The 21310-nt window shown below is 60.4% G+C and carries 15 protein-coding genes; 3 read left to right on the top strand and 12 right to left on the bottom strand.

Annotation, left to right across the window (positions count from 1 at the left end):
• Positions 1–28 precede the first annotated feature (28 nt).
• Entirely contained in the window at positions 29–2422 is a 2394-nt protein-coding gene (locus tag ACK59H_RS09965) for a diguanylate cyclase (protein ID WP_060477722.1), read from the bottom strand.
• A 93-nt stretch (positions 2423–2515) separates the two neighbouring features.
• Complete coding sequence (rlmKL, locus tag ACK59H_RS09960; RefSeq protein WP_409264423.1) at positions 2516–4708, bottom strand: bifunctional 23S rRNA (guanine(2069)-N(7))-methyltransferase RlmK/23S rRNA (guanine(2445)-N(2))-methyltransferase RlmL; 2193 nt, start codon at positions 4706–4708, stop codon at positions 2516–2518.
• A gap of 564 nt (positions 4709–5272) precedes the next feature.
• Between rlmKL and rmf the strand changes: the two genes are divergently transcribed.
• Complete coding sequence (gene rmf / locus ACK59H_RS09955) at positions 5273–5488, top strand: ribosome modulation factor (protein ID WP_079227119.1); 216 nt, start codon at positions 5273–5275, stop codon at positions 5486–5488.
• 95 nt (positions 5489–5583) lie between these two features.
• Here the strand turns inward: rmf and ACK59H_RS09950 are convergent, their stop codons facing one another.
• Entirely contained in the window at positions 5584–6609 is a 1026-nt protein-coding gene (locus ACK59H_RS09950) for a quinone-dependent dihydroorotate dehydrogenase (protein WP_060477724.1), read from the bottom strand.
• A gap of 123 nt (positions 6610–6732) precedes the next feature.
• Here ACK59H_RS09950 and ACK59H_RS09945 point away from each other — a divergent pair, with 123 nt between their 5' ends.
• Positions 6733–6861, top strand: a complete 129-nt coding sequence (locus ACK59H_RS09945) for a hypothetical protein (protein WP_269057870.1) — start codon at positions 6733–6735, stop codon at positions 6859–6861.
• Positions 6862–7092: 231 nt separating this feature from the next.
• Here ACK59H_RS09945 and ACK59H_RS09940 read toward each other — a convergent pair whose 3' ends face one another.
• From ACK59H_RS09940 to ppsA, 8 genes are all read right to left on the bottom strand, one after another.
• On the bottom strand, positions 7093–8133 hold the full coding sequence (locus ACK59H_RS09940) for an OmpA family protein (protein ID WP_060477725.1): 1041 nt from the start codon (positions 8131–8133) through the stop codon (positions 7093–7095).
• A gap of 109 nt (positions 8134–8242) precedes the next feature.
• On the bottom strand, positions 8243–8809 hold the full coding sequence (gene sigX / locus ACK59H_RS09935) for an RNA polymerase sigma factor SigX (RefSeq protein ID WP_060477726.1): 567 nt from the start codon (positions 8807–8809) through the stop codon (positions 8243–8245).
• Between the two features lie 113 nt (positions 8810–8922).
• On the bottom strand, positions 8923–9747 hold the full coding sequence (locus ACK59H_RS09930) for a mechanosensitive ion channel family protein (RefSeq protein ID WP_060477727.1): 825 nt from the start codon (positions 9745–9747) through the stop codon (positions 8923–8925).
• A gap of 2 nt (positions 9748–9749) precedes the next feature.
• On the bottom strand, positions 9750–10013 hold the full coding sequence (locus ACK59H_RS09925) for a hypothetical protein (RefSeq protein ID WP_060477728.1): 264 nt from the start codon (positions 10011–10013) through the stop codon (positions 9750–9752).
• Positions 10014–10106: 93 nt separating this feature from the next.
• The gene (locus ACK59H_RS09920; protein WP_060477729.1) at positions 10107–11102 is read right to left on the bottom strand and encodes a zinc transporter ZntB; all 996 of its coding nucleotides are present in this window, start codon (positions 11100–11102) and stop codon (positions 10107–10109) included.
• Positions 11103–11129: 27 nt separating this feature from the next.
• A complete protein-coding gene (rraA, locus tag ACK59H_RS09915; protein WP_060477730.1) occupies positions 11130–11621 on the bottom strand; it encodes a ribonuclease E activity regulator RraA in 492 nt (163 codons plus the stop codon).
• Positions 11622–11903: 282 nt separating this feature from the next.
• The gene (locus ACK59H_RS09910; RefSeq protein ID WP_060477731.1) at positions 11904–12896 is read right to left on the bottom strand and encodes an alpha/beta fold hydrolase; all 993 of its coding nucleotides are present in this window, start codon (positions 12894–12896) and stop codon (positions 11904–11906) included.
• Positions 12897–12997: 101 nt separating this feature from the next.
• The gene (ppsA, locus tag ACK59H_RS09905; protein ID WP_060477732.1) at positions 12998–15373 is read right to left on the bottom strand and encodes a phosphoenolpyruvate synthase; all 2376 of its coding nucleotides are present in this window, start codon (positions 15371–15373) and stop codon (positions 12998–13000) included.
• Positions 15374–15561: 188 nt separating this feature from the next.
• Here ppsA and ACK59H_RS09900 point away from each other — a divergent pair, with 188 nt between their 5' ends.
• Entirely contained in the window at positions 15562–16380 is an 819-nt protein-coding gene (locus tag ACK59H_RS09900) for a pyruvate, water dikinase regulatory protein (protein ID WP_060477733.1), read from the top strand.
• A 62-nt stretch (positions 16381–16442) separates the two neighbouring features.
• Here the strand turns inward: ACK59H_RS09900 and ACK59H_RS09895 are convergent, their stop codons facing one another.
• Complete coding sequence (locus ACK59H_RS09895) at positions 16443–21308, bottom strand: NAD-glutamate dehydrogenase (RefSeq protein ID WP_060477734.1); 4866 nt, start codon at positions 21306–21308, stop codon at positions 16443–16445.
• Between the last annotated feature and the right edge of the window lie 2 nt (positions 21309–21310).

Raw genomic sequence — 21310 nt, 5'->3', positions numbered from 1 at the left:
AAACTACCGGTGCAAGCACATGCGTCTGTCAGGTCAGCTCGGGTTCAACTCTGTCCCGGCCAGCCTGCTTGGCCGCATACACCCCAGCGTCGGCACGCAACAGCAAGGCATCAGCGCCCTCTCCTTCGCGCCAGCCAGCAACACCGAAGCTCGCGGTGACCTTGCCCACTCCTTCAATGGGCACGCTACGCACCGCTTGCCACAGCTCCATGGCCAGCACCCGTGCCTGTTCTGCGTTGCTGCCCGGGCACAGCACCATGAACTCCTCGCCCCCCAAGCGGCAGAACACATCAGTACGGCGCAACCGCTGAGCAATGCGCTGGCACAAACGTCGAAGCACTAAGTCACCCACGGCATGGCCATGGTGATCATTGATCCGCTTGAAATGATCGATGTCGAGCATGATGACGGCTAAGTCCAGCCCGCCACGCTGGGCGCGTTCAAGTTCGGCCCTCAAGCGCTCCTGGAAATAACGGCGGTTATGTATGCCAGTCAATGAGTCGGTAATCGACAAAGCACGCAACTCTTCCTCGACCCCTTTGAGATCAGAAATATCGGTCTGGTAGCCATGCCACAGCGTGCAACCATCTTCGCCAGGCTCTGGGGTCGCCTCGCCACGCACCCAGCGCAGCCCAGCGCGCGGCAGGCACACCCGGTACTCTTCGCGCCACGCGCACAGGTGTTCGGCGGAGTAACGCACCGAGCGGCGCACACGCTCCAGATCGTCAGGATGAATGCGCTCGAATACCGCCGTAGCATCCTTGCGCAGCAGCTGCAGGTCGATTTCGTAGATATCGAACAGCCCTTGGCTCGCGTAGGGGAAGCAGGAGTGCCCGTCGGCATCCAGCCGATACTGATAGATCCCCCCCGGTACTTGCGCGCTGAGTTTCTCCAGTAGACGATCACGCATGGCCAACGCCTCCAGCACACGTCGTCGCTCGGTGACGTCGATGCAGATGGCCAGGTAGCCTACCCAGAGCCCCTGCTCATCGAGCACGGCGGTGACCAGCATGTTGGCTTGTAAATGGCTGCCATCCTTACGCACCAAGGTCCACTCGACCGGCTCACCGCTGCTCCCGTGGATGGTTTCGGCAAACATCGCCTGCCCACCGGTGATTTGGCGCCCGTAACGGGTGCTCAAAGCTTGGGCCCGCTGGTTCAGCTCCTCAGGCAACACCAGATCCTCAAGTTGCAGATGCCCGATGGCTTGATTGGCCGAATAACCAAGCATGCGCTCGGCACCTGTGTTGAAGGTGCTGATAACGCCCTTGAGGCTAGTGGCGATGATCGCTACCTGCGTTGCCGCATCCAGCACGCTGCGCAGCCGGTTGTGGGTTTCGCGCAACGACTGCTCGCTGATCTGCAACTGCGCCGTGCGCTGTTCGACCAGCGCCAAGGCGCGCTGGCGTTGACTGAACAGACTGTAAAGAAGCGTGCTCAGCAACAGGCTCAACAAACCACCCAGTAGCGTAACGGCAAAAGCTGCCGAAGACTGGTTGGCCTTCTGAAAGGCCTGGCTAGGGCGAATGTCCAGCTGGAAAGCGTGATCGGCCAGGTGCAGCAACTGAGTGCTGACCATGCTAAGTGCCGCCACCGGGCTCTGCGAGTCGAACAGCACTTCATGACCACCGCGCCCAGTCGGGTCGGTGATGCGCACTACCAGGTTGTCATCGGCGGCGGCCGGAAGGCCCTCAGTGAGCAATTGGCGCATGTTCATCAGCGCCATGACATAGCCTTGCGGGGGGCCATCGGGCTGAGCATCGGAAAACACCGGAGCCACGATCATCACCCCACGGCTGAACTGCGGCGCAACACTAAGCATGTCCAGCGGTGCAGAAACCGCCATACTGCCTGGATGCACCGCCCGCGCCAAGGTCTGCTCACGTGCCGGCTGGCTGCGCAGGTCGAGCCCGTAAGGTTGCCCTTGCAAGGCATCGGCCTGGGTGTAGAGCACCGGGTAGTAGTGATCCCGCGCAGGTGCCGACTGCCAATTACCCGAGGCATCAAGCTGGCGTATCTGGTAATCGAGGCCAAGCCAGTCACTGGCCTGGCGCTCGAACTCACGTCGTTGCGACGCCTCTACTCGCGGTGCCCAGGAATAAGCCTGGGTTCGTTGCAGCAAGGCTCGGGCATAGCCGTCGAACTCGCTTGGCGTAATATCCTTGGAGTAGGTGAAAAAACGCCGCAACCCGTCCAGGCGCTGCTCCTGATCGTCGAAGCGTTCGGCAATCCGGCTTTGACGTTCAGCGGCCAGCAGCTCGAAGCGCTGACGCAGCTGTTGCTTGTAAAGTGCCTGGGCAGCCAAGGCCAGGCCCGCCGTCAGCAGAGCACCGGCCACCAACGCCACCAACGCCACCGCCCAGCCAGCCAATGCCTCGCTGCATAGGCCCAACACCTTCGCACGTACGCCCCACTTCGACATAGATCAATCTCATCACGTCAGCGTCCTGCGAAATCTCGGCCCTCAGCTGAGTTATAGCTATTGGCCACTAAGCGCGCAACGCGCCTTTTCGACTTAGCGCAATTGCAAGCGCCAGGCGCGGTGAATGCGGTTGTTGCGCGCGAAGTCCGGGTCCAGCGTCTGAGCGCTGATTTCCTCGACCACATAGCGCGTGCTCAAGTGCTCATCAAGCTGGAACTTGCGGAAGTTGTTGGAGAAATATAGGACCCCCCCCGGCGCCAGACGAGCCATTGCCAGATCAAGCAGTTGCACATGGTCGCGCTGAACGTCGAACACACCTTCCATGCGCTTGGAGTTCGAGAAAGTTGGCGGGTCGATGAAGATCAGATCGTAGCTGTCGCGGTTGGCTTCAAGCCAGGCCATTACATCGCCCTGCTCCAGCCGGTTACGCTCGGAAAAGCCGTTCAGCGACAAATTGCGGCGCGCCCAGTCCAGGTAGGTTTTCGACAGGTCGACACTAGTGGTACTGCGCGCACCGCCCTTGGCTGCATGCACAGTGGCCGTGGCCGTGTAACAGAACAGGTTGAGAAAACGCTTGCCGTCGGCCTCACGCTGGATACGCATGCGCATGGGGCGATGATCGAGGAAAAGCCCGGTATCGAGGTAGTCAGTGAGGTTGACCAGCAGTTTCACACCGCCTTCATTGACCTCCTGGAAACGCCCTTCAGTGGCCTGACGCTCGTACTGACGGGTGCCGCTCTGGCGCTCACGGCGCTTGAGCACGACACGTTGAGGATCAATGCCAAGGGCCTGGGGGATTGCAGCCAGGGCATCGAGCAAGCGTCCCTGTGCCTTGTCCGGGTCGATCGAGCGGGGCGCTGCGTATTCCTGCACATGCACCCAGTCGTGATACAGGTCGACCGCCAGGGCGTATTCAGGCATATCGGCATCGTAAAGACGGTAGCAGTCGACCTGCTCCCGACGCGCCCACTTACCGAGCTGCTTGAGGTTTTTCTGCAATCGGTTGGCGAACATCTGCGCGCCTTCGGATAGGCGTGCCGGCACGCTGGCGACTGCCGCAGGGCGGCGGTCCTGGCCCTGTTCGGGCTGAGCTTCGCGGCGTTCACCAGTGACGAACTGGTCAGGCTGCACTTTGAACAGCAACAGCTTGCACGGCAAGGCGCCGTTCCAGAAGGCATATTGTTTGTGGCTGCGGATACCCATGCGCTTGCCCAGTTCGGGTGCGCCGGTGAACACCGCTGCTTCCCACCCCATGCAAGCCTGGCGCAAGCGTTCACCGAGGTTCTGATACAGGTACAACAGGCTGGCTTCGTCACCCAGGCGCTCACCATACGGTGGGTTGCTGATGACCAGGCCTTTCTGGTTCTGGTCCGGGCGCGGCTCGAAGGTGCTGACTTCACCTTGGTAAATCTTGACCCAATCGCCAAGGCCTGCGCGCTCGACGTTATTACGCCCCGGCTGGATCAGCCGCGGGTCAGCCTCATAGCCGCGAATCCACAGCGGTGGCTTGGCAAGGCCAGCCTGCGCACGGGCCTGCGCTTGTTCGTGCACTTTACGCCAGGTCGCTGGCACATGGCCGAGCCAGGCGCTGAAACCCCAGCGCTCACGCTTGAGGTTGGGCGCAATATCGGCAGCGATCATCGCAGCCTCCACCAGGAAAGTACCTACACCGCACATCGGGTCGGCCAAGGCGCCGCCTTGGGCAGCGATACGTGGCCAGCCAGCGCGGATCAGCACGGCAGCCGCGAGGTTTTCCTTCAGCGGCGCGGCGCCTTGCTGCAGGCGATACCCACGCTGGTGCAGGCTGTGCCCAGACAGATCGAGAGAGAGAATGGCCTCGCCTCGGTCGAGGCGCAGATGCACACGTACATCCGGGTCGAGCTTCTCAACCGATGGGCGCAGGCCCTCACGGTTACGCAACTTGTCGACGATGGCGTCCTTGACCTTCAGCGCCCCGAAATGGGTATTGTCGATACCTGAGCCGTGGCCACTGAACTCCACGGCCAGCGTACCGTCGGCAGCCAGGTGGTCGGCCCAGTCGACAGCGTGCACGCCATCGTAAAGGTCATCGGCATTCTTCATCGAGAAGCGTTTGAGCACCAGCAACACTCGGTTGGCCAAGCGCGACCATAGGCACAGGCGGTAGGCAGTTTCCATGTCGGCCTCGCCGCGGATGGCCGAGGTGTGCTCGCGTACATCATCGAGGCCAAGGCCGCGGGCCTCTTCGGCAAGCAGGCCTTCGAGGCCTTTGGGGCAGGTGAGATAGAGTTCGAAACGATCCGACATGAGTTTTCCAGCGCCTTGGGCTATGTAAGTGACAAGGCGACGCATCGCCTTGCCGATGTTTGCCCGAATACCCTTTGAGCAGGCATCCGAGTGGCCAAACCTTGCTGCTTAATTGCAGCCGGGTGGCCAGGCCGCCTGTTCGATCCGCCGCTCGCCAGGTAGCAAGAACAGCTTAGATCATCAGGCAGCACAGATAATTTCTACGAACTACGGAGCCAGCGTGACCCTTCGTCGCATTACTAGATATTTCTTCGCCCCCATCGCAACGCTGGCGAAATGACGTCAAGGTTCCGCAAAACCCCGATGTGTGCGGGCCAAACCGCAAATAGGGTTGAGTCGCATTTATTTACTTATCCCTTCACCCTAGGAAAGGTTACGTCCTTATGACAAATCGATCATTCACACCGTGACCTGCATTCGTTAGAACTGGTCTCAGGCCGCTTCGCAACGAGGCGGCACATTCAGCTCGCCACGCCGGCAGCGAGCGCAAACCGGCAGAAAGACTCTGCCCGGCCTCGGAGAGGCCGACGGGACATTACAGTCAACAAGTGAGGGCAACACCCTATGAGAAGACTTAAGCGTGATCCGTTGGAAAGAGCATATTCACGTGGCTACCAATATGGGGTCACCGGCAAATCCCGCGAACTTTGCCCGTTTACACTTCCTTCGGTACGTCAAGCCTGGATCAATGGCTGGCGCGAAGGTCGCGGCGATAACTGGGACGGCATGACTGGCACCGCTGGCATCCATAGACTCAACGAAAATCACGCCGTTGGCTGAACGAGGACACTGAATTCGAGTCACCATGCGCGCCCCATCCGGGCGGCGGGCTTCGGCCCAGGGGCCCCTTGATGGGGCCCTTTTTTGTGTTTGCCTCAGGCCTTGGGCATCGCCGCGATCGCATCTACCGCTTCGCGTATCAGCTGCGGCCCCCTGTAAATGAAGCCCGAGTAGATTTGCACCAGGCTCGCGCCTGCTGCGATTTTCTCGGCTGCATGACGGCCTTCGGTAATGCCGCCAGCGGCGATGATCGGCAGCTTCCCACCCAGCTCACCAGCCAGCACTTTCACGATGTGCGTGCTCTTGTGCAGTACCGGAGCACCGGACAGCCCACCGGCCTCAGCACCGAACTCTAAGCCTTCGACCCCTTCGCGGCTCAACGTGGTGTTGGTGGCGATTACCGCGTCCATGCCCGAGGCCATCAGCGCCGAGGCCACCAATGCAGTTTCCTCATCGCTCATGTCCGGGGCAATCTTGATTGCCAGAGGTACCCGCTTGCCATGTTGTGCAGCCAACTGCTCACGTCGTTCGGCCAAGGCATCGAGCAGTTGCTTGAGCGAATCGCCGAACTGCAGACTACGCAGGCCCGGGGTATTTGGCGAGCTGACATTCACGGTGATGTAGCTGGCTTGGGTGTAAACCTTGTCCAGACAGATCAGGTAGTCGTCGACTGCGCGCTCGACTGGAGTATCGAAGTTCTTGCCGATGTTGATACCCAGTACGCCGGTGTAACGCGATGCACGCACGCGCTCGAGCAGGTGGTCGACACCCAGGTTGTTGAAGCCCATGCGATTGATGATCGCGGTCGCCTGCGGCAGGCGGAACAGCCGCGGCTTGGGATTACCTGGCTGCGGGCGCGGAGTTACGGTGCCGATTTCGACGAAACCAAAGCCCAACTGGGCAAAACCGTCGATGGCCGCGCCATTCTTGTCCAGGCCCGCTGCCAGCCCCACCGGGTTGGCGAAGTTCAACCCCATCACGGTCACCGGCAACGCAGCCGGCTGCTTGCAGAGCATGCCATTGAGCCCAAGCCGGCCACCGGCGCCGATCAGGTCCAGGGACAGGTCATGAGAGGTTTCCGGGGAAAGCTTGAACAGCAGCTGGCGTGCCAGGTTATACATGGGTGAGAAAGGCTCGGGGTGAGTGAGGCAGCGATTATAGCCAGCACTGGCTTTGCATGACAGGGGCTTGGCACATGGGGTGCTACTTCACTTGCCTACTGCTTAGTCAGAACGGGCAGGTTGATGCTTGAGTACACCGCCTCTGGCCTGGGTACAGGGCAGCGATGCGCCGGAAAAAACAGCCTCAACGTCGGCTCCATGGAGCTGACCGATTGTGCTTCGGTGGTGGTCGCCGCTACTCAGCGCCGCTGATCGAGCGTGGTGAAGGCCAGCATTGACTTGGTCGCTCATGCCAGCTGCTTGAAGATGAGCCACCTAGAGCCTGACGAACCTTAGCCATGGTATCGCTGCTGCTTAACCTGGTGCTGCTCTGCGCGCTGCTAAGGGGTAAGCGCGAAAGGCCGGCCACGGCGCCAGCCACACGAATTACAGGCAAAGAAAAACCCGGCCTCGGCCGGGTTTTTCGTTGAAGCATCAAACCAATTACTTGGCCTGGGCTTCTACCTGAGCTTCAACGCGACGGTTGATAGCGCGGCCTTCTTCGGTGGCGTTATCAGCAACCGGACGGGTTTCGCCGTAGCCTACCGATTGAACGCGGCTCGACTCAACGCCGTACTGCTGGGTCAGCACTTGCTTGACAGCGTTGGCACGACGCTCGGACAGCTTCTGGTTGTAAGCGTCTGGACCTACGGAGTCAGTGTGACCTTCAACCACGGTGGTGGTTTGTGGGTACTGCTTCATGAAGTCAGCCAGGTTCTTGATGTCGCCGTAGCTGTTTGGCTTGACGACCGACTTGTCGAAGTCGAACTTGACGTCCAGCTCAACGCGAACGACTTCGGCAACAGCCGGGCAGCCATCAGCGTCAACGGTAACGTTGGCTGGGGTGTCTGGGCACTTGTCGACGTTGTCGCAAACGCCGTCGTTGTCCGAGTCGGAGCAAACTTCAGCAACCGGAGCTGGTGCTGGAGCTGGAGCTTTGCCACCGCTGCCACCGAAGTTCAGACCAACACCAACCGACGGACCCCACTCGGTGTAGCCGCTGTCGATGTTGTAGTTGGCTTCAACGCCAGCACGGGCGAAGAACATGTCGGTGATGTACCACTTGGCGCCAGCGCCAACGTTGGCGAAGGTGGAGTGGTCACGGCCGTTACGAGTGGCTTGGCCCAGGCTCTCGTGAGCGAAGCCAGCCGATACGTATGGACGCAGAGCGTCGCCAACGGTACCGAAGTGGTAGGTAGCGTCCAGCTTGGCCTTCGAACCTTTGATGTTCTTGTTGAAGACTTCGCCACGGGCGTTGTGAGTTTCGTTGTAGCCCAGGTCCAGGGATACGTCGTCAGTCAGGAAGTAACCCAGACGAACACCAGGGTTGGTGCCGTCGTTCTTGAAGTTACGCTCGCTGTCGTAGTACTGCTTGGTCACGTTGCCTTCGATTTCGACCGCGCCTTGGCCTTGAGCCATAACGCCGAACGAAGTAGCAGCGACGAGCGAGCCAATGGCCAAGCCCAAGGTGTTTTTCAGTTTCATCCGTTAAATCCCCATCTGGTGATAGTTAAGCAGTCCCACCAATCCGGGGGGACAACTCGACGGCAAGTCTAGCAGAACTCGCCGATTCGTTAGAGATATTTGCTGCGGACTAAGTTTCATCCAATCCGGCAAATTTCTCACGAAGCTTGTCTAGGGCGCGCTTGTAGCGCATTTTCGTCGCGCTCAAGCCCATGTGCATAATGTCGGCGATCTCCTGGAACTCCAGCTCTGCGACAAAACGCAGCACCAGAATTTCCCGATCGATCGGGTTCACATGCACCAGCCACCTGTCCAGCCCGCCTTTTTCTTCCGGTTTCGGAGCCTTTTCCTCGGACGCCTCTTCTATAGGGTCCAGGCTCAAGGCATCCATCAACCGGCGTTTTCGACGCTCCTTGCGGTACTGGGTAATGCATTCGTTGTAGGTAATGCTGTAGAGCCAGGTCTTGAACTTGGACTTACCCTCGAAGTTCTTCAGGCCATACAGCACCTTCAGCATCACCTCCTGACAGACATCATCAGCATCGCGGTCGTTCCCTAGGTAACGCGCACAGACGTTGAAAAGGGTCCGCTGGTAGCGCCGCATGAGCTCCTCATAGGCGCGGGTAACGTGATACAGCTCCTCATGCGAACGCGCCACCAACTCCTCGTCGGTGAGTTCGCGGGGGTCATAACGCATGGGCGGCGAATGAACTTTATTCAAAACAGGTCTGGCCGACAGTCAGGTCAATGTCGCCGCTCAGCCCCCTTGGGCTGATTTCGCGGCGGCATACATTAACAGCTTTTGTGCGGTTAGCGGCTGTTGACTCGCTGCTCAAGGAGCACGCGATTGGACAGCGACACCAACTCACCCTCATCGGTCAGCAGGGTCGTCTTGACCGTGCCGATCTCCTCGATCATGCCTTCGACCTCTCCAACGCGCACTTGCTGGCCGACCTGGAACAGTTCACGCACATAAATGCCCGCCAAAATTTGCCCGGCGATTTCGCGGCTGCCGAGGCCCATCGCCAGCGCAACGGCCAGACCAACGGTAATCAGCCCGATGACGATCACATGGTTGAGCAGGTCGGTCTTGACCTCGAGCTGGCTGATCGCCACCGAGATGCTGATGATGATCACCAGGCCCTGGGTGATACGCCCAAGGCCGGCGGAGTATTCCAAGCCGATACCCTCGGCAGCGCCACGCACTAAACCATTGGCCACCTGCGCCAACAGCACGCCGGCCAGCAGCACCAGCGCTGCGCCAAATACCTTGGGCAGGTATAAAGCAAGCATGTCCAGAGTGGCCGAAACCCGCTCAAGACCGAGGGATTCAGCGGCCGAAACCAGGAAGATCAGAAGCACGAACCAGTAGACGATCTTGCCGATCAGCGTCGAGATCGGCACCTGGATGCCAACCCTGCCAAGCATCTTGGTCAACCCGGTGCCCGCCATCAGGCGGTCCAGGCCGAACTTGGCCAGCAGTTTGGAAAGCAGCGTGTCGAGCAGCTTGGCCACGACGAAACCGAGCAGCACCACGACCAGCGCGCCGAACAGGTTGGGGATGAAGTTCGCTACCTTGGTCCATAGGGCGGTCATCGCAGTGACCAGGCTCTGGGTCCAGAGATCGAGTTCCATATTCAATCGGCCTTATCTGCTTTGCTGCCAGCGGCAGCGTTGCGGGTAGAGTGTCGACGCACCGGCGCGACGTGCGCCGAGCCATTGTTCACGGCGATCAGCAATGCCTGGCTCCAGCGGCCAAGCAGGCTGAACAGATCGCCGGCACCGACCTGGCGGTTGGCGGTTTTCAGCACGCGACCCAGGCACGCGGCATCGTCTCGCTCCTCACCGGAGGGCGATGCGTTGAGCAGGTCACGCAAAGATTGTTCAAACGGATCGTGCATGGGCACCTCGCGCATTGTCAGTCAGAGACGAGATGGCCGGGCGATGGGTCACACATCGCACTGCAACGAATGGTTCAAGATTGCTCGGCACCTTCATACCCAACGCAACCGCCGGAACAACCACCACTGCCCCACGGCCAGCGCCAACACCACGATGCACGCCAATAAAAAGCCGTAAGGGTTACTCGCCCCGGGTATTCCACCGACATTGATGCCCAGCAACCCGGTGATGAAACTCATGGGCAGGAAGATGCAAGTGATGATGCCGAAACGGTACATGGTGCGGTTCATCCGCTCGTTGAGGCGGCGATCCTCGCTCTCCAGCACCAGCGCTGCCCGTTCGCGGGTCAGTTCGAGCTCTTCGAGGTAGCGGATAAGGCTGTTGTTGAGCTCGTTCCAGTAATCGGCGTCGGCATCGCAGAACCAGCTCCATTTGCTGCGCGACAACTGCGCATAGATCTCCCTCTGCGGCGCCAGAAACCGCCGCAAGCCCGCCGCACGGCGACGGATTTGCTGCAGGCTGCCATGCTCCGGGGTGTACCTCTCGTCGGACTCGACTTTTTCCTCTTCAAGGTCGACCAGTTCTGAAAGGTCGCTGACCAGGCTCTGGACTTTCTCGGTCAGCAGTTCGCCCATCAGCAGCAACAGTTCGGACGCCGATTTCGGCCCTCTACCCTCCTCCAGTTGCTGCAACACTTCATCGCTGGCACGCAGCGGCCGCAAGCGCAGCGAGATTACCCGCTGCGCCTGCGCATGGATGCGCACCGAGACCATGTCCTCAGGCTCTGCGCCCGGATTGAGGTTAACCCCACGCAAAAACAACAGCAGTTGTTCACCGGGCTGAGGCAGCAAGCGCGGCCGGGTGTTTTCCTCGAGCAGCAAGTCGCAAGCGAACTCGCTCAAGCCACTATCGTGCAGCAGCCAACTGCGCGTTTGCGGATGACTTCGATCCCAGTGCAACCACAAGCTTTCCTGAGGCTGCAATTGCAGGCCGTCCAGCTCGGTGCGGGCAATAGCACGTGCGCCGCCTTCACCATCGAGCACCAGGGCATGCACCAGCCCCCACTGCGCGTTGTCTTCCTCGAACATCAAAGCTCCATCAGCGCCAGCAGCGCGTTACTCCGGCATTTTCAGTGGGCTTGGCGAGATGATCACGCCATTGTTGTCGGCGTAGAGGTATTCACCAGGGCGGAAAGTGACACCTGCAAAAGTGACCGCCACGTTGAGGTCGCCTATGCCGCGCTTGTCGGTTTTCATCGGATGGCTGGCCAAGGCTTGCACCCCGACGTCGGTCTGAATCAGCACGTCCACATCGCGGACGCAACCATAGATCACCAGGCCTTCCCAACCATTTTTCGCTGCCTTTTCAGCGAGCATGTCACCGAGCAGCGCACGACGCAGCGAGCCTCCCCCATCGACCACCAGGACTTTGCCAGTGCCATCGAGCTCGACCTGCTCTTTGACCAGGGAGTTGTCTTCGAAGCATTTGATGGTGACGATCTGGCCACCGAATGAATCACGGCCACCGAAGTTGCTGAACATAGGTTCGAGCACCTGGACCAGGTCCGGGTAGGCGTCACACAGGTCGGGCGTTACGTAATGCTGCATGGGAAGCTCCTGTCAGTCACAACGAAAGCGGGTGTTGGCCAAGGCTACACCGTAGACGCGGGTATAGTCATCCGAGACCGGCAGGTCATGTTTCACACGCATTGGGTTCTTCGCGGTTGAGCCGGCCGCCACAGATGCTGCGCACGCATGCAAACGAGCCTGATACGTGGGTTTACCCGCTAAGCGGCCGGTGCAGGTCGGCAAGCCAGTTGCTACCAAAACGAGGCCTTACAACCCCAAAACCCGCGTAGCCGCCATGCATCGAGTATCAGTGAAACGTATTCAGCTGACAGGCACCGCCTCGCGCACCACCGTCGATTCATGTACCGGGACCAGCGGGTCGCGCAACCAGCGCTGCACCAACGGCCAGACCTGCGCCTGTGCCGCCTTGCTTACCAGCATGTCGACGTGACCGAAGGCCTCGAAGCCCTGTTCGACGCCCAGGCGCAGGAACTGCTTGCGCTCGCCACCGAACTGGTCGAACAGCTTACGGCAGGCCCACACCGGGTCCTGGAAGTCGCCGGCCCCGGCCACGGCCAATAGCGGCACATCAACCTCGGCCAAGCCCGCCCACCAGTCGCCCTGTTTGTCACCAAAACGTCCAAACAGGCCGTGCCAACGCATGCTCTCCAGGGCCAGGCCAATCGGCTCGTCCTCCGGCCCACGCTTGAAGCGCGGCCCCGAAATCTGCCCCCAACGCTTGAGCAACAGCTTCGCACCCCAGGTTAGCGGCGGCACCTTCAAGGGCCAGTACACCCGGCTGACCTGGGTACCGAACAACGCGAGGCTGGCCACTTGGTCAGCCCTGAGGTAGCCACCACCCAGGGCCGCGACCAACGTCGTACCGCCCAGCGAGTGGCCGACCCAGTGCGGAACCTGCCCGGTTTGTTCAGCCACGAATGCTGCGATCAACGGCAAGTCATAGCGTGCGTAGTCGCTCACGCTGTTGTGCTTCCAGGCATTGTTGCGCGGCGATAAACCATGCCCGCGCATCTCAGGTACCCATACATCGAACCCGGCCCGCGCCAGTTCTGCGCCCAGGCCAATACCCTTGGGCGAATACCAGAAACGCCGGTTCGAGAAGCTACCGTGCAGCAGAATTACCGGCACCCCCTCGGCCCGGCCATGATCGGCCAGCCCCAGACGGGTCACAGCCAATTCGACGCTGGCGTCGGGGCTGTTGCCGGCTTTGATGCGGTATACGTCTTCACTGAGGTCACCGCGGCGCTCGGCACTGAGCAAGGCCACGGGAAAAAGATTGCTGCTGCTTTGCATAAGGTTGCTTGATGCACAAAAAAGGCGTGATCCATCGCTGGAACCCGCCCTGGAAAAAACCAGGCGTGGGCGCGCCAGATGCGCCCACGCAATTTACCGTATCAGGCCGCGCCTTGGCCTTCGGCCAGGAAGAACCAGGTTTCAAGAACCGAATCCGGGTTCAGCGACACGCTTTCGATGCCCTGCTCCATCAGCCACTTGGCCAGGTCCGGGTGGTCCGAGGGGCCCTGACCGCAGATGCCGATGTACTTGCCAGCCTTGTTGCACGCGGCAATGGCGTTGGCCAGCAATTTCTTCACCGCAGGGTTTCGCTCATCGAACAGGTGGGCAATGATGCCAGAGTCGCGGTCCAGGCCCAGGGTCAGCTGAGTCAGGTCGTTGGAGCCGATGGAGAAACCGTCGAAATATTCGAGGAACTCTTCGGCAAGGATCGCGTTGGACGGCAGTTCGCACATCATGATTACGCGCAGACCATTATCGCCACGGGCCAACCCGTTTTCAGCCAGCAGATCGACCACCTGGCTGGCCTCGCCCAGGGTCCGCACGAACGGCACCATGATCTCGACGTTGGTCAGACCCATCTCGTTGCGCACGCGCTTCAGGGCTCGGCACTCGAGCTCGAAGCAGTCACGGAACGACTCGCTGATGTATCGCGAAGCCCCGCGGAAGCCCAGCATCGGGTTTTCTTCTTCCGGTTCGTAAAGCTTTCCGCCGATCAGGTTGGCGTACTCGTTGGACTTGAAGTCCGACAGGCGCACGATGACCTTTTTCGGGTAGAAGGCCGCAGCCAAGGTGCTGATACCCTCCACCAGTTTTTCGACATAGAAGCCGACCGGGTCGTGGTAACCGGCGATACGCTTGTCGACGCTCTCTTTAAGCTCCGGTGGCAGCCCGGCGTAGTTCAGCAGTGCCTTGGGGTGCACGCCGATCATACGGTTGATGATGAACTCCAGGCGCGCCAAACCAACACCGGCATTGGGCAACTGGGCGAAGTCGAAGGCACGGTCGGGGTTGCCGACGTTCATCATGATTTTGAACGGCAGCTCTGGCATGGCATCCACCGAGTTCTGCTTGACGTCAAAGCCCAGCTCACCTTCGAAGATGAAACCGGTGTCGCCCTCGGCACAGGACACCGTCACGCCCTGACCGTCCTTGAGCACCTGAGTGGCGTTGCCGCAACCCACTACGGCTGGAATGCCCAGCTCACGCGCGATGATAGCGGCGTGGCAGGTACGCCCGCCGCGGTTGGTGACGATGGCGCTGGCGCGCTTCATCACAGGCTCCCAGTCCGGGTCGGTCATATCGGAAACCAGCACGTCGCCCGGCTGCACTTTGTCCATCTCGGACACGTCGTTGATCACACGCACCTTGCCTGCACCAATGCGTTGGCCGATGGCGCGACCTTCCACCAGAACGGTGCCCTTTTCTTTGAGCAGGTAACGCTCCATGACGTTGGCGCTGGCGCGGCTCTTCACGGTCTCGGGGCGGGCCTGGACGATGTACAGCTGGCCGTCGTCACCATCCTTGGCCCACTCGATGTCCATCGGGCGCTGGTAGTGCTCTTCGATGATCATCGCCTGCTTGGCCAGCTCGTTGACTTCTTCGTCGCTCAGGCAGAAACGCGCGCGCTCGGCACGCTCGACTTCCACGGTCTTGACCGAGCGGCCGGCCTTGGCTTCATCGCCATAGACCATCTTGATGGCCTTGCTACCCAGGTTGCGGCGCAGGATGGCCGGGCGGCCAGCCTTGAGGGTTTGCTTGTGAACGTAGAATTCGTCCGGGTTGACCGCACCCTGCACCACGGTTTCACCCAGGCCATAGGCGCCGGTGATGAACACCACGTCACGGAAACCCGACTCGGTGTCGAGGGTGAACATCACCCCAGCGGTACCGGTTTCGGAGCGGACCATGCGCTGCACGCCTGCGGACAGGGCCACCAGCTTGTGGTCGAAGCCCTGGTGGACGCGATAGGCAATGGCACGGTCGTTGAACAGCGAGGCGAACACTTCCTTGGCCGCACGGATCACGTTGTCGACGCCACGGATATTCAGGAAGGTTTCCTGTTGACCGGCGAACGAAGCGTCCGGCAGGTCTTCGGCGGTGGCCGAGGAACGCACGGCCACAGCGATATTGTCATTGCCCTTGGACATTTCGGCGAACGCGGTTCGGATTTCCGAATCAAGGCGTGCCGGGAATTCAGCCTCCATCACCCATTGGCGGATTTGCGCGCCAGTCTTGGCCAGGGCGTTGACGTCGTCCACATCCAAGGCATCGAGGGCCGCGTGGATCTTGTCGTTCAGGCCACTTTGCTCGAGAAAGTCGCGGTATGCCTGAGCCGTAGTGGCAAAGCCGCCCGGTACCGACACGCCTTTACCGACGAGGTTACTGATCATCTCGCCCAGGGATGCGTTCTTGCCCCCCACGTGCTCTACATCATGGACGCCGAGCTTATCGAGGGAAACTACGTACTCTACCAAGGTGATCTCTCCACTAACTGTTGGGAAAAGCGCTGGGGCGCCCGCCTGCCGCTGTGACTTGGCCGGACGCTGGTGGCCTGTACCTGGAAAATAGATTCGCAAAATATGGCAGAATGCCGACAGCCGCATTCGGCAAACCGAACTTATCATATCCAAGAAACGACATCAGCTTAAGGCCCAGATCGCAAATGAAACGAACCGCGTTCTTCATCTCCGATGGCACCGGCATCACAGCCGAAACCCTGGGCCAGAGCCTACTCGCTCAATTCGAGAGCATTCCTTTCAATAAATTTACCCGCCCGTACATCGATAGCCCCGACAAAGCCCGTGCGATGGTGCAGCAAATCAACACGGCGGCTGAGCGTGACGGCATGCGCCCGATCATCTTCGACACCATCGTCAATCAGGACATCCGCGAGATCCTGGCGACGTCGAACGGGTTCATGATCGACATCTTTTCGACGTTTTTATCCCCGCTCGAGCAGGAATTGACTGCCCATTCGTCGTATTCGGTGGGCAAATCCCACTCAATCGGCGGCAACTCCAATTACATGGAGCGCATCGAAGCGGTGAACTTCGCCCTGGATAACGACGACGGCGCACGCACTCACTATTACGACAAAGCCGACCTCATCCTGGTGGGCGTGTCACGCTGTGGCAAGACCCCGACCTGCCTGTACATGGCTATGCAGTTCGGTATCCGCGCAGCGAACTATCCGCTGACCGAAGACGACATGGAGCGCCTGCAACTGCCGGCGGTATTGAAGAAGTACCATCACAAGCTGTTCGGGCTGACCATCGACCCCGACCGCCTGACCGCCATCCGCCACGAGCGCAAGCCCAACAGCCGCTATTCAAGCTTTGCCCAGTGCGAATTCGAGGTACGCGAGGTGGAGAGCCTGTTCCGCCGTGAGAACATCCCCAACATCAATTCCACGCATTTTTCGGTGGAAGAGATTTCGGCGAAAATTCTGGTGGAAAAAGGTGTGGAGCGCAGGTTCAAGTAAGCCTGCCAAAGAGGCGCTATAGCAATAAAAAAAAGCCCCGGCATCACTGCCGGGGCTTTGTTTTAGGACGGCACCGCCGCCGCCTGCCCACTCATTGCCAGGTCGACCAGCTCGCGGTTGGCCACCGCGTACATCGCATAGTCGTTACCCGTGGCATTGCGCAGGTCGTCGAGCATGGCACGCCAGCGCTCGACCATCACCCGATGCTGCTCGGCCCACAGCGCCACCCGTGCGTCCATGTCTTGCGGGGCATCGGCCATTTGCAGCACGGAAATGGTGATCGCTCGCTGCTGCAGGTCGATATCGTCGCGGAATGCCTCGCGGGCAAGGGCCTGCCAGTTGTTTTCCACCGGCAGGTTGCTGATTTCCTGCAAGTACCAGGTCAGGTCCAGTGCACTACCCACGGCGAAGAAGGCCTTGGCTACCTGAGCCGGGTCATGGCCGGTCACATCCGAGGCTTCGATGATCGGCAGCAGGGTGTACAGGTGGGTGGTGCCTGCAACCATGCGCGCCAGCAGCTCGGGTACACCGGCGTCGACAAAGCTCTGGTAGCGCACCATCCAGCGCTCGCGGGTCGGCCCTTCGAGCAGCTCGTCGAGTTTGAGCCCCAGCTGGGCGATCTTTGGCCCGAAGTGCGCAGTGTCGCGCCCTGCATCCTGCTCGTTGCGCCGGCTACGCAGGAACCAGCGGGTAGCACGGCGGCCCAGGCGCATCAGCTCGTCCATCAAGGTCAGCTGGATATCTGCCGGCACCTGATAGTCCAGCGCCTCGATCTGGCGGAACCAGTGCGGCAGGTGGAAGATGTCGCGCACGATCACATAGGCCCCGGCAACGTTGGCCGGGCTCATGCCGGTGGACTCCTTCAAACGCTGGACGAAGGTGATGCCCATGTTGTTGACCAGGTCGTTGGCGATCTGGGTGCTGACGATTTCACGCTTGAGGCGGTGACGACGCATGGCGTCGGCGAACTTGCTGACCAGCGACGGCGGGAAAGCGGTTTCCATGTCACGGGTCAGGTAGTCGTCGTCCGGCACCAGCGACTTGAGCAACTGCTCCTTGAGGTCGATCTTGCTGTACGAAATCAATACCGACAGCTCGGCCCGGGTCAGGCCATGGCCTGCGGCCAGGCGCTCGGCCAATTGCTCTTCGGAAGGCAGAAACTCGATGGCCCGGTCCAGTTTGCCACGGCTTTCCAGGTCAGCCATTAGGCGCTTGTATTCGGCGATCCGTTCGCGGGCGCGGCGCGCTGCCAGGGACAGGGCCTGCGTTTGTTTGTAGTTGTTGCCCAGCACCAGGCTGCCCACTTCCTCGGTCATGCTGCCCAGCAGCTGGTTACGCTGCTTCTCGGTCATGTCGCCACCCTGCACCACTTCATTGAGCAGGATCTTGATGTTGACCTCGTGGTCGGAGCAGTCCACGCCACCGGCGTTATCGATGAAGTCGGTATTGGTAGCCCCGCCATTGAGGCCGAATTCGACACGCCCAAGCTGGGTCATGCCGAGGTTGCCGCCCTCGCCTACCACCTTGCAACGCAGTTCGTTGCCATTGACCCGCAACGCGTCGTTGGCCTTGTCGCCAACATCGGCATGGCTCTCGCTGCTGGCCTTGACGTAGGTGCCGATACCACCGTTCCACAGCAGGTCCACCGGTGCCTTGAGCAGGGCATGCAGCAACTCGGTCGGAGTCAGCCGATCCGCCTCGATGGCGAAGCGCTCCTTCATCTGCGGGCTGATGGCGATACTCTTGGCGCTGCGTGGGAAGATCCCCCCGCCTTCGGACATGATGCTGGTGTCGTAGTCGGTCCAGGCCGAACGCGGCAGGTCGAACAGGCGTTTGCGCTCGGCAAAGCTGGTAGCTGGGTCCGGGTTCGGGTCGATGAAGATATGCAGATGGTTGAACGCTGCCACCAACTGCAGCTTGTCAGACATCAACAGACCGTTGCCGAACACGTCACCGGCCATGTCGCCGACGCCGATTACGGTAATCGGATCCTGCTGCACGTTAATACCGCGTTCACGGAAGTGACGCTGCACACCCACCCAGGCACCGCGCGCGGTGATACCCATCTTTTTGTGGTCATACCCGGCCGAACCGCCGGATGCGAAAGCATCACCCAGCCAGAAGCCGTAATCGATGGCGATACCGTTGGCGATGTCGGAGAAGGTCGCAGTGCCCTTGTCGGCGGCCACCACCAGGTACGGATCGTCATCATCGTGGCGTACCACGTTGGCCGGCGGCACCACGCCTCCATCCTTGAGGTTGTCGGTGATATCCAGCAGGCCGCTGATGAAAATGCGATAGCAGGCCACGCCCTCGGCGGCGATCTCGTCGCGGGTACCACCCAACGGCAGCCTGCGCGGCAGGAACCCGCCCTTGGCACCCACCGGGACGATGACCGAGTTCTTCACTTGCTGGGCTTTGACCAGGCCCAGGACTTCAGTGCGGAAGTCTTCCTCACGATCCGACCAGCGCAGGCCGCCACGGGCGACGTTGCCAAAGCGTAGGTGCACGCCCTCGACCCGTGGCGAATAAACGAATATCTCGAACTTCGGCACCGGTTTGGGCAGTTCAGGGATCAGCCGCGGGTTGAACTTGAAGCTGAAGTACGACTTGCTCTGGCCGTTGGCATCGGGCTGATAGAAGTTGGTACGCAGTGTGGCTTTGATCAGGTCGAGGTAGCGGCGCAGGATGCGGTCTTCGTTGAGTACCTGCACCTCGTCCAGAGCCGAGAGAATCGCCTGCTCCAAGCGCTGTTGCTTATCGTCCAGGTCATCGACGGTCAGCTTGCGCGCCAGATAGAAGCGAGTCTTGAACAACCGCGTCAGCTCACGAGCGATATCGGTATGGTTGTTCAGGGTGCTGGCGATGTAGCCGAGGTCGAAGCCCAGGCGGATCTGCTTGAGATAGCGGGCATAGGCGCGCAGCAGAGCTACGTCACGCCATGGCAGGCCGGCGGTGAGCACCAGGCGGTTGAACGCATCGTTTTCGGCATCGCCGTTGACGATGTGGACGAAAGCATCCTGCAGAACGTCGTTGAGCTGCTGGATATCCAGGCTCAGGCCTTCGCTGTAGGTGAACGCGAAGTCGTGGATCCAGTACTCACGCCCGTTGGCGTGGCGCAGGCGGTAGGGAAACTCGCCGAGCACCCGCAGGCCGAGGTTTTCCAGAATCGGCAGAACATCCGACAGCGCCAGCGGTGTATCGGCGTGATACAGCTTGCAGTGCAGCAGGCGTTCACCCAGGCGCGTGAGCGGCTGATAGAAGCTCATCGCCAGTGGCTTGCTCTGCGACAACGCGAGCACATGCTGCAGGTCGACTACGGCCGAATGGGCCGGGAAGCGCTCGCGGTAGCCTGCGGGGAAGCCTTTGGGGAAGTCCGCGAGGATGTTGGTGCCCTGAGCTTCGCCAAAGTTTTCCACCACCAGCGCCGAGTAATCGTCCTGCCACGAGCGGCAGGCCTGAATCACTTCGTTTTCCAGCTGTTGCGGATCGATATCGATGCGGTTCTTTGGGTCGACCCGAAGAATCAACTGCACACGGGCCAGCACCGATTCGGAGAAGAACGTCCAGAACTCGCAGTCGCTGGCCTTAAGGCGCTCCATCAGCACTTGCTGGATTTTCTGCCGCACCTCGGTGGAGTAGATCTCTCGGGGCACGTAAGCCAGGCAGTAGCAGAAGCGGCCATAAGGGTCTTTGCGCAGGAACACGCGGATCTTGTTGCGCTCCTGGATCTGCACGATCGACATCACGGTGTTGAACAGCTCGTCGATCGGGGTCTGGAACAGATCGTCGCGCGGCAGCACCTCCAGCACCTGGGCTAGCTCTTTGCCAAGGTGCGCCTTGGGATCGAAACCTGAGCGGCGCTCCACCTCGGCGACCTTGACGCGAATGTACGGGATGGCATGCACACTCTCGCCGTACACCGACGAGGTATACAGGCCCATGAAGCGGTGTTCCTTGATGACCTTGCCGTCCTCGCCCAACTGGCGAATCGACACATAATCCGGGTAAGCAGGGCGATGTACACGGCTGGGCAGCGCGGCCTTGGCGAAAGACAGCAGCAACGGCTCGTTGAGATAGGCCACCGCATAGTCTTCGATGCGCAGCTCTTCAGCCGTAAGGCCCACGCGCAAACGACGCGGCAGGCCCAGGAACGATTGCTCGTCGTAAACCATCTGGCCGCCGGAGCTGTCAGCCTGGACGGTGAATTCTTCATAGCCGAGGAAGGTGAAATGGTTGTCCAGCAGCCATTCAAGGAATGCCTTGACCTCGCCCTTCTCGTGCTGGGCGGGGCCATAGGCGGTGTTTTCCACCTGGGCAACGACGTCACGCAGCTTGGCTTTCATCGGTTCGAAATCAGCGACCGCCACGCGCACTTCGGCCAGCACCTGCTCGATCTCGCGGGCCAGCACGCTGAGTTCGGCAGCGTTGGCGCAGCGGTCGATCTCCAAGTACATCAGCGATTCGTGGCCTACGCCCTCACCCTGGGTGCCCTTGGGCAGCAGCTCGAGCAACTCGCCATTGGCGCCCCGGCGCACGCTCAGCACCGTAGTCTGCAGGGTATGAATGCTGTAGCCGCGGCGATTGAGCTCGGTACGCACCGAGTCCACCAGGAACGGCAAGTCGTGGTGCAGTACCTCCACAACAGTGTGGGTGGACTGCCAGCCATTGCGTTCGTAGTCGGGGTTGTACACCCGCACCTGCGGCTGTTGTGGGTCGAAGCGCTCGATGATGCGCCATGCCGACAGGGTGCAACCGGCCAGGTCCGAGAGCCGGCGCTGGGTAAGCTCGTCCATGGAGATGATGCCGAAGAACTGGTCGGCGAACAGCGCCACTTGTGGCAGGGACTGTTCGCTGATGTGCTGCGCCAGGGCCGCTTTCAGTTGATGCTGGAAGTCGGCTTTGCTGGCTGCGGTGAAAAACGCCATCT

Origin of the sequence: Pseudomonas sp. KCJK9000, from assembly GCF_046230725.1 — a bacterium.
In the GTDB taxonomy this organism is placed as follows: Bacteria; Pseudomonadota; Gammaproteobacteria; order Pseudomonadales; family Pseudomonadaceae; genus Aquipseudomonas; species Aquipseudomonas promysalinigenes.
This window is presented reverse-complemented; position numbering and strand designations above follow the sequence as displayed.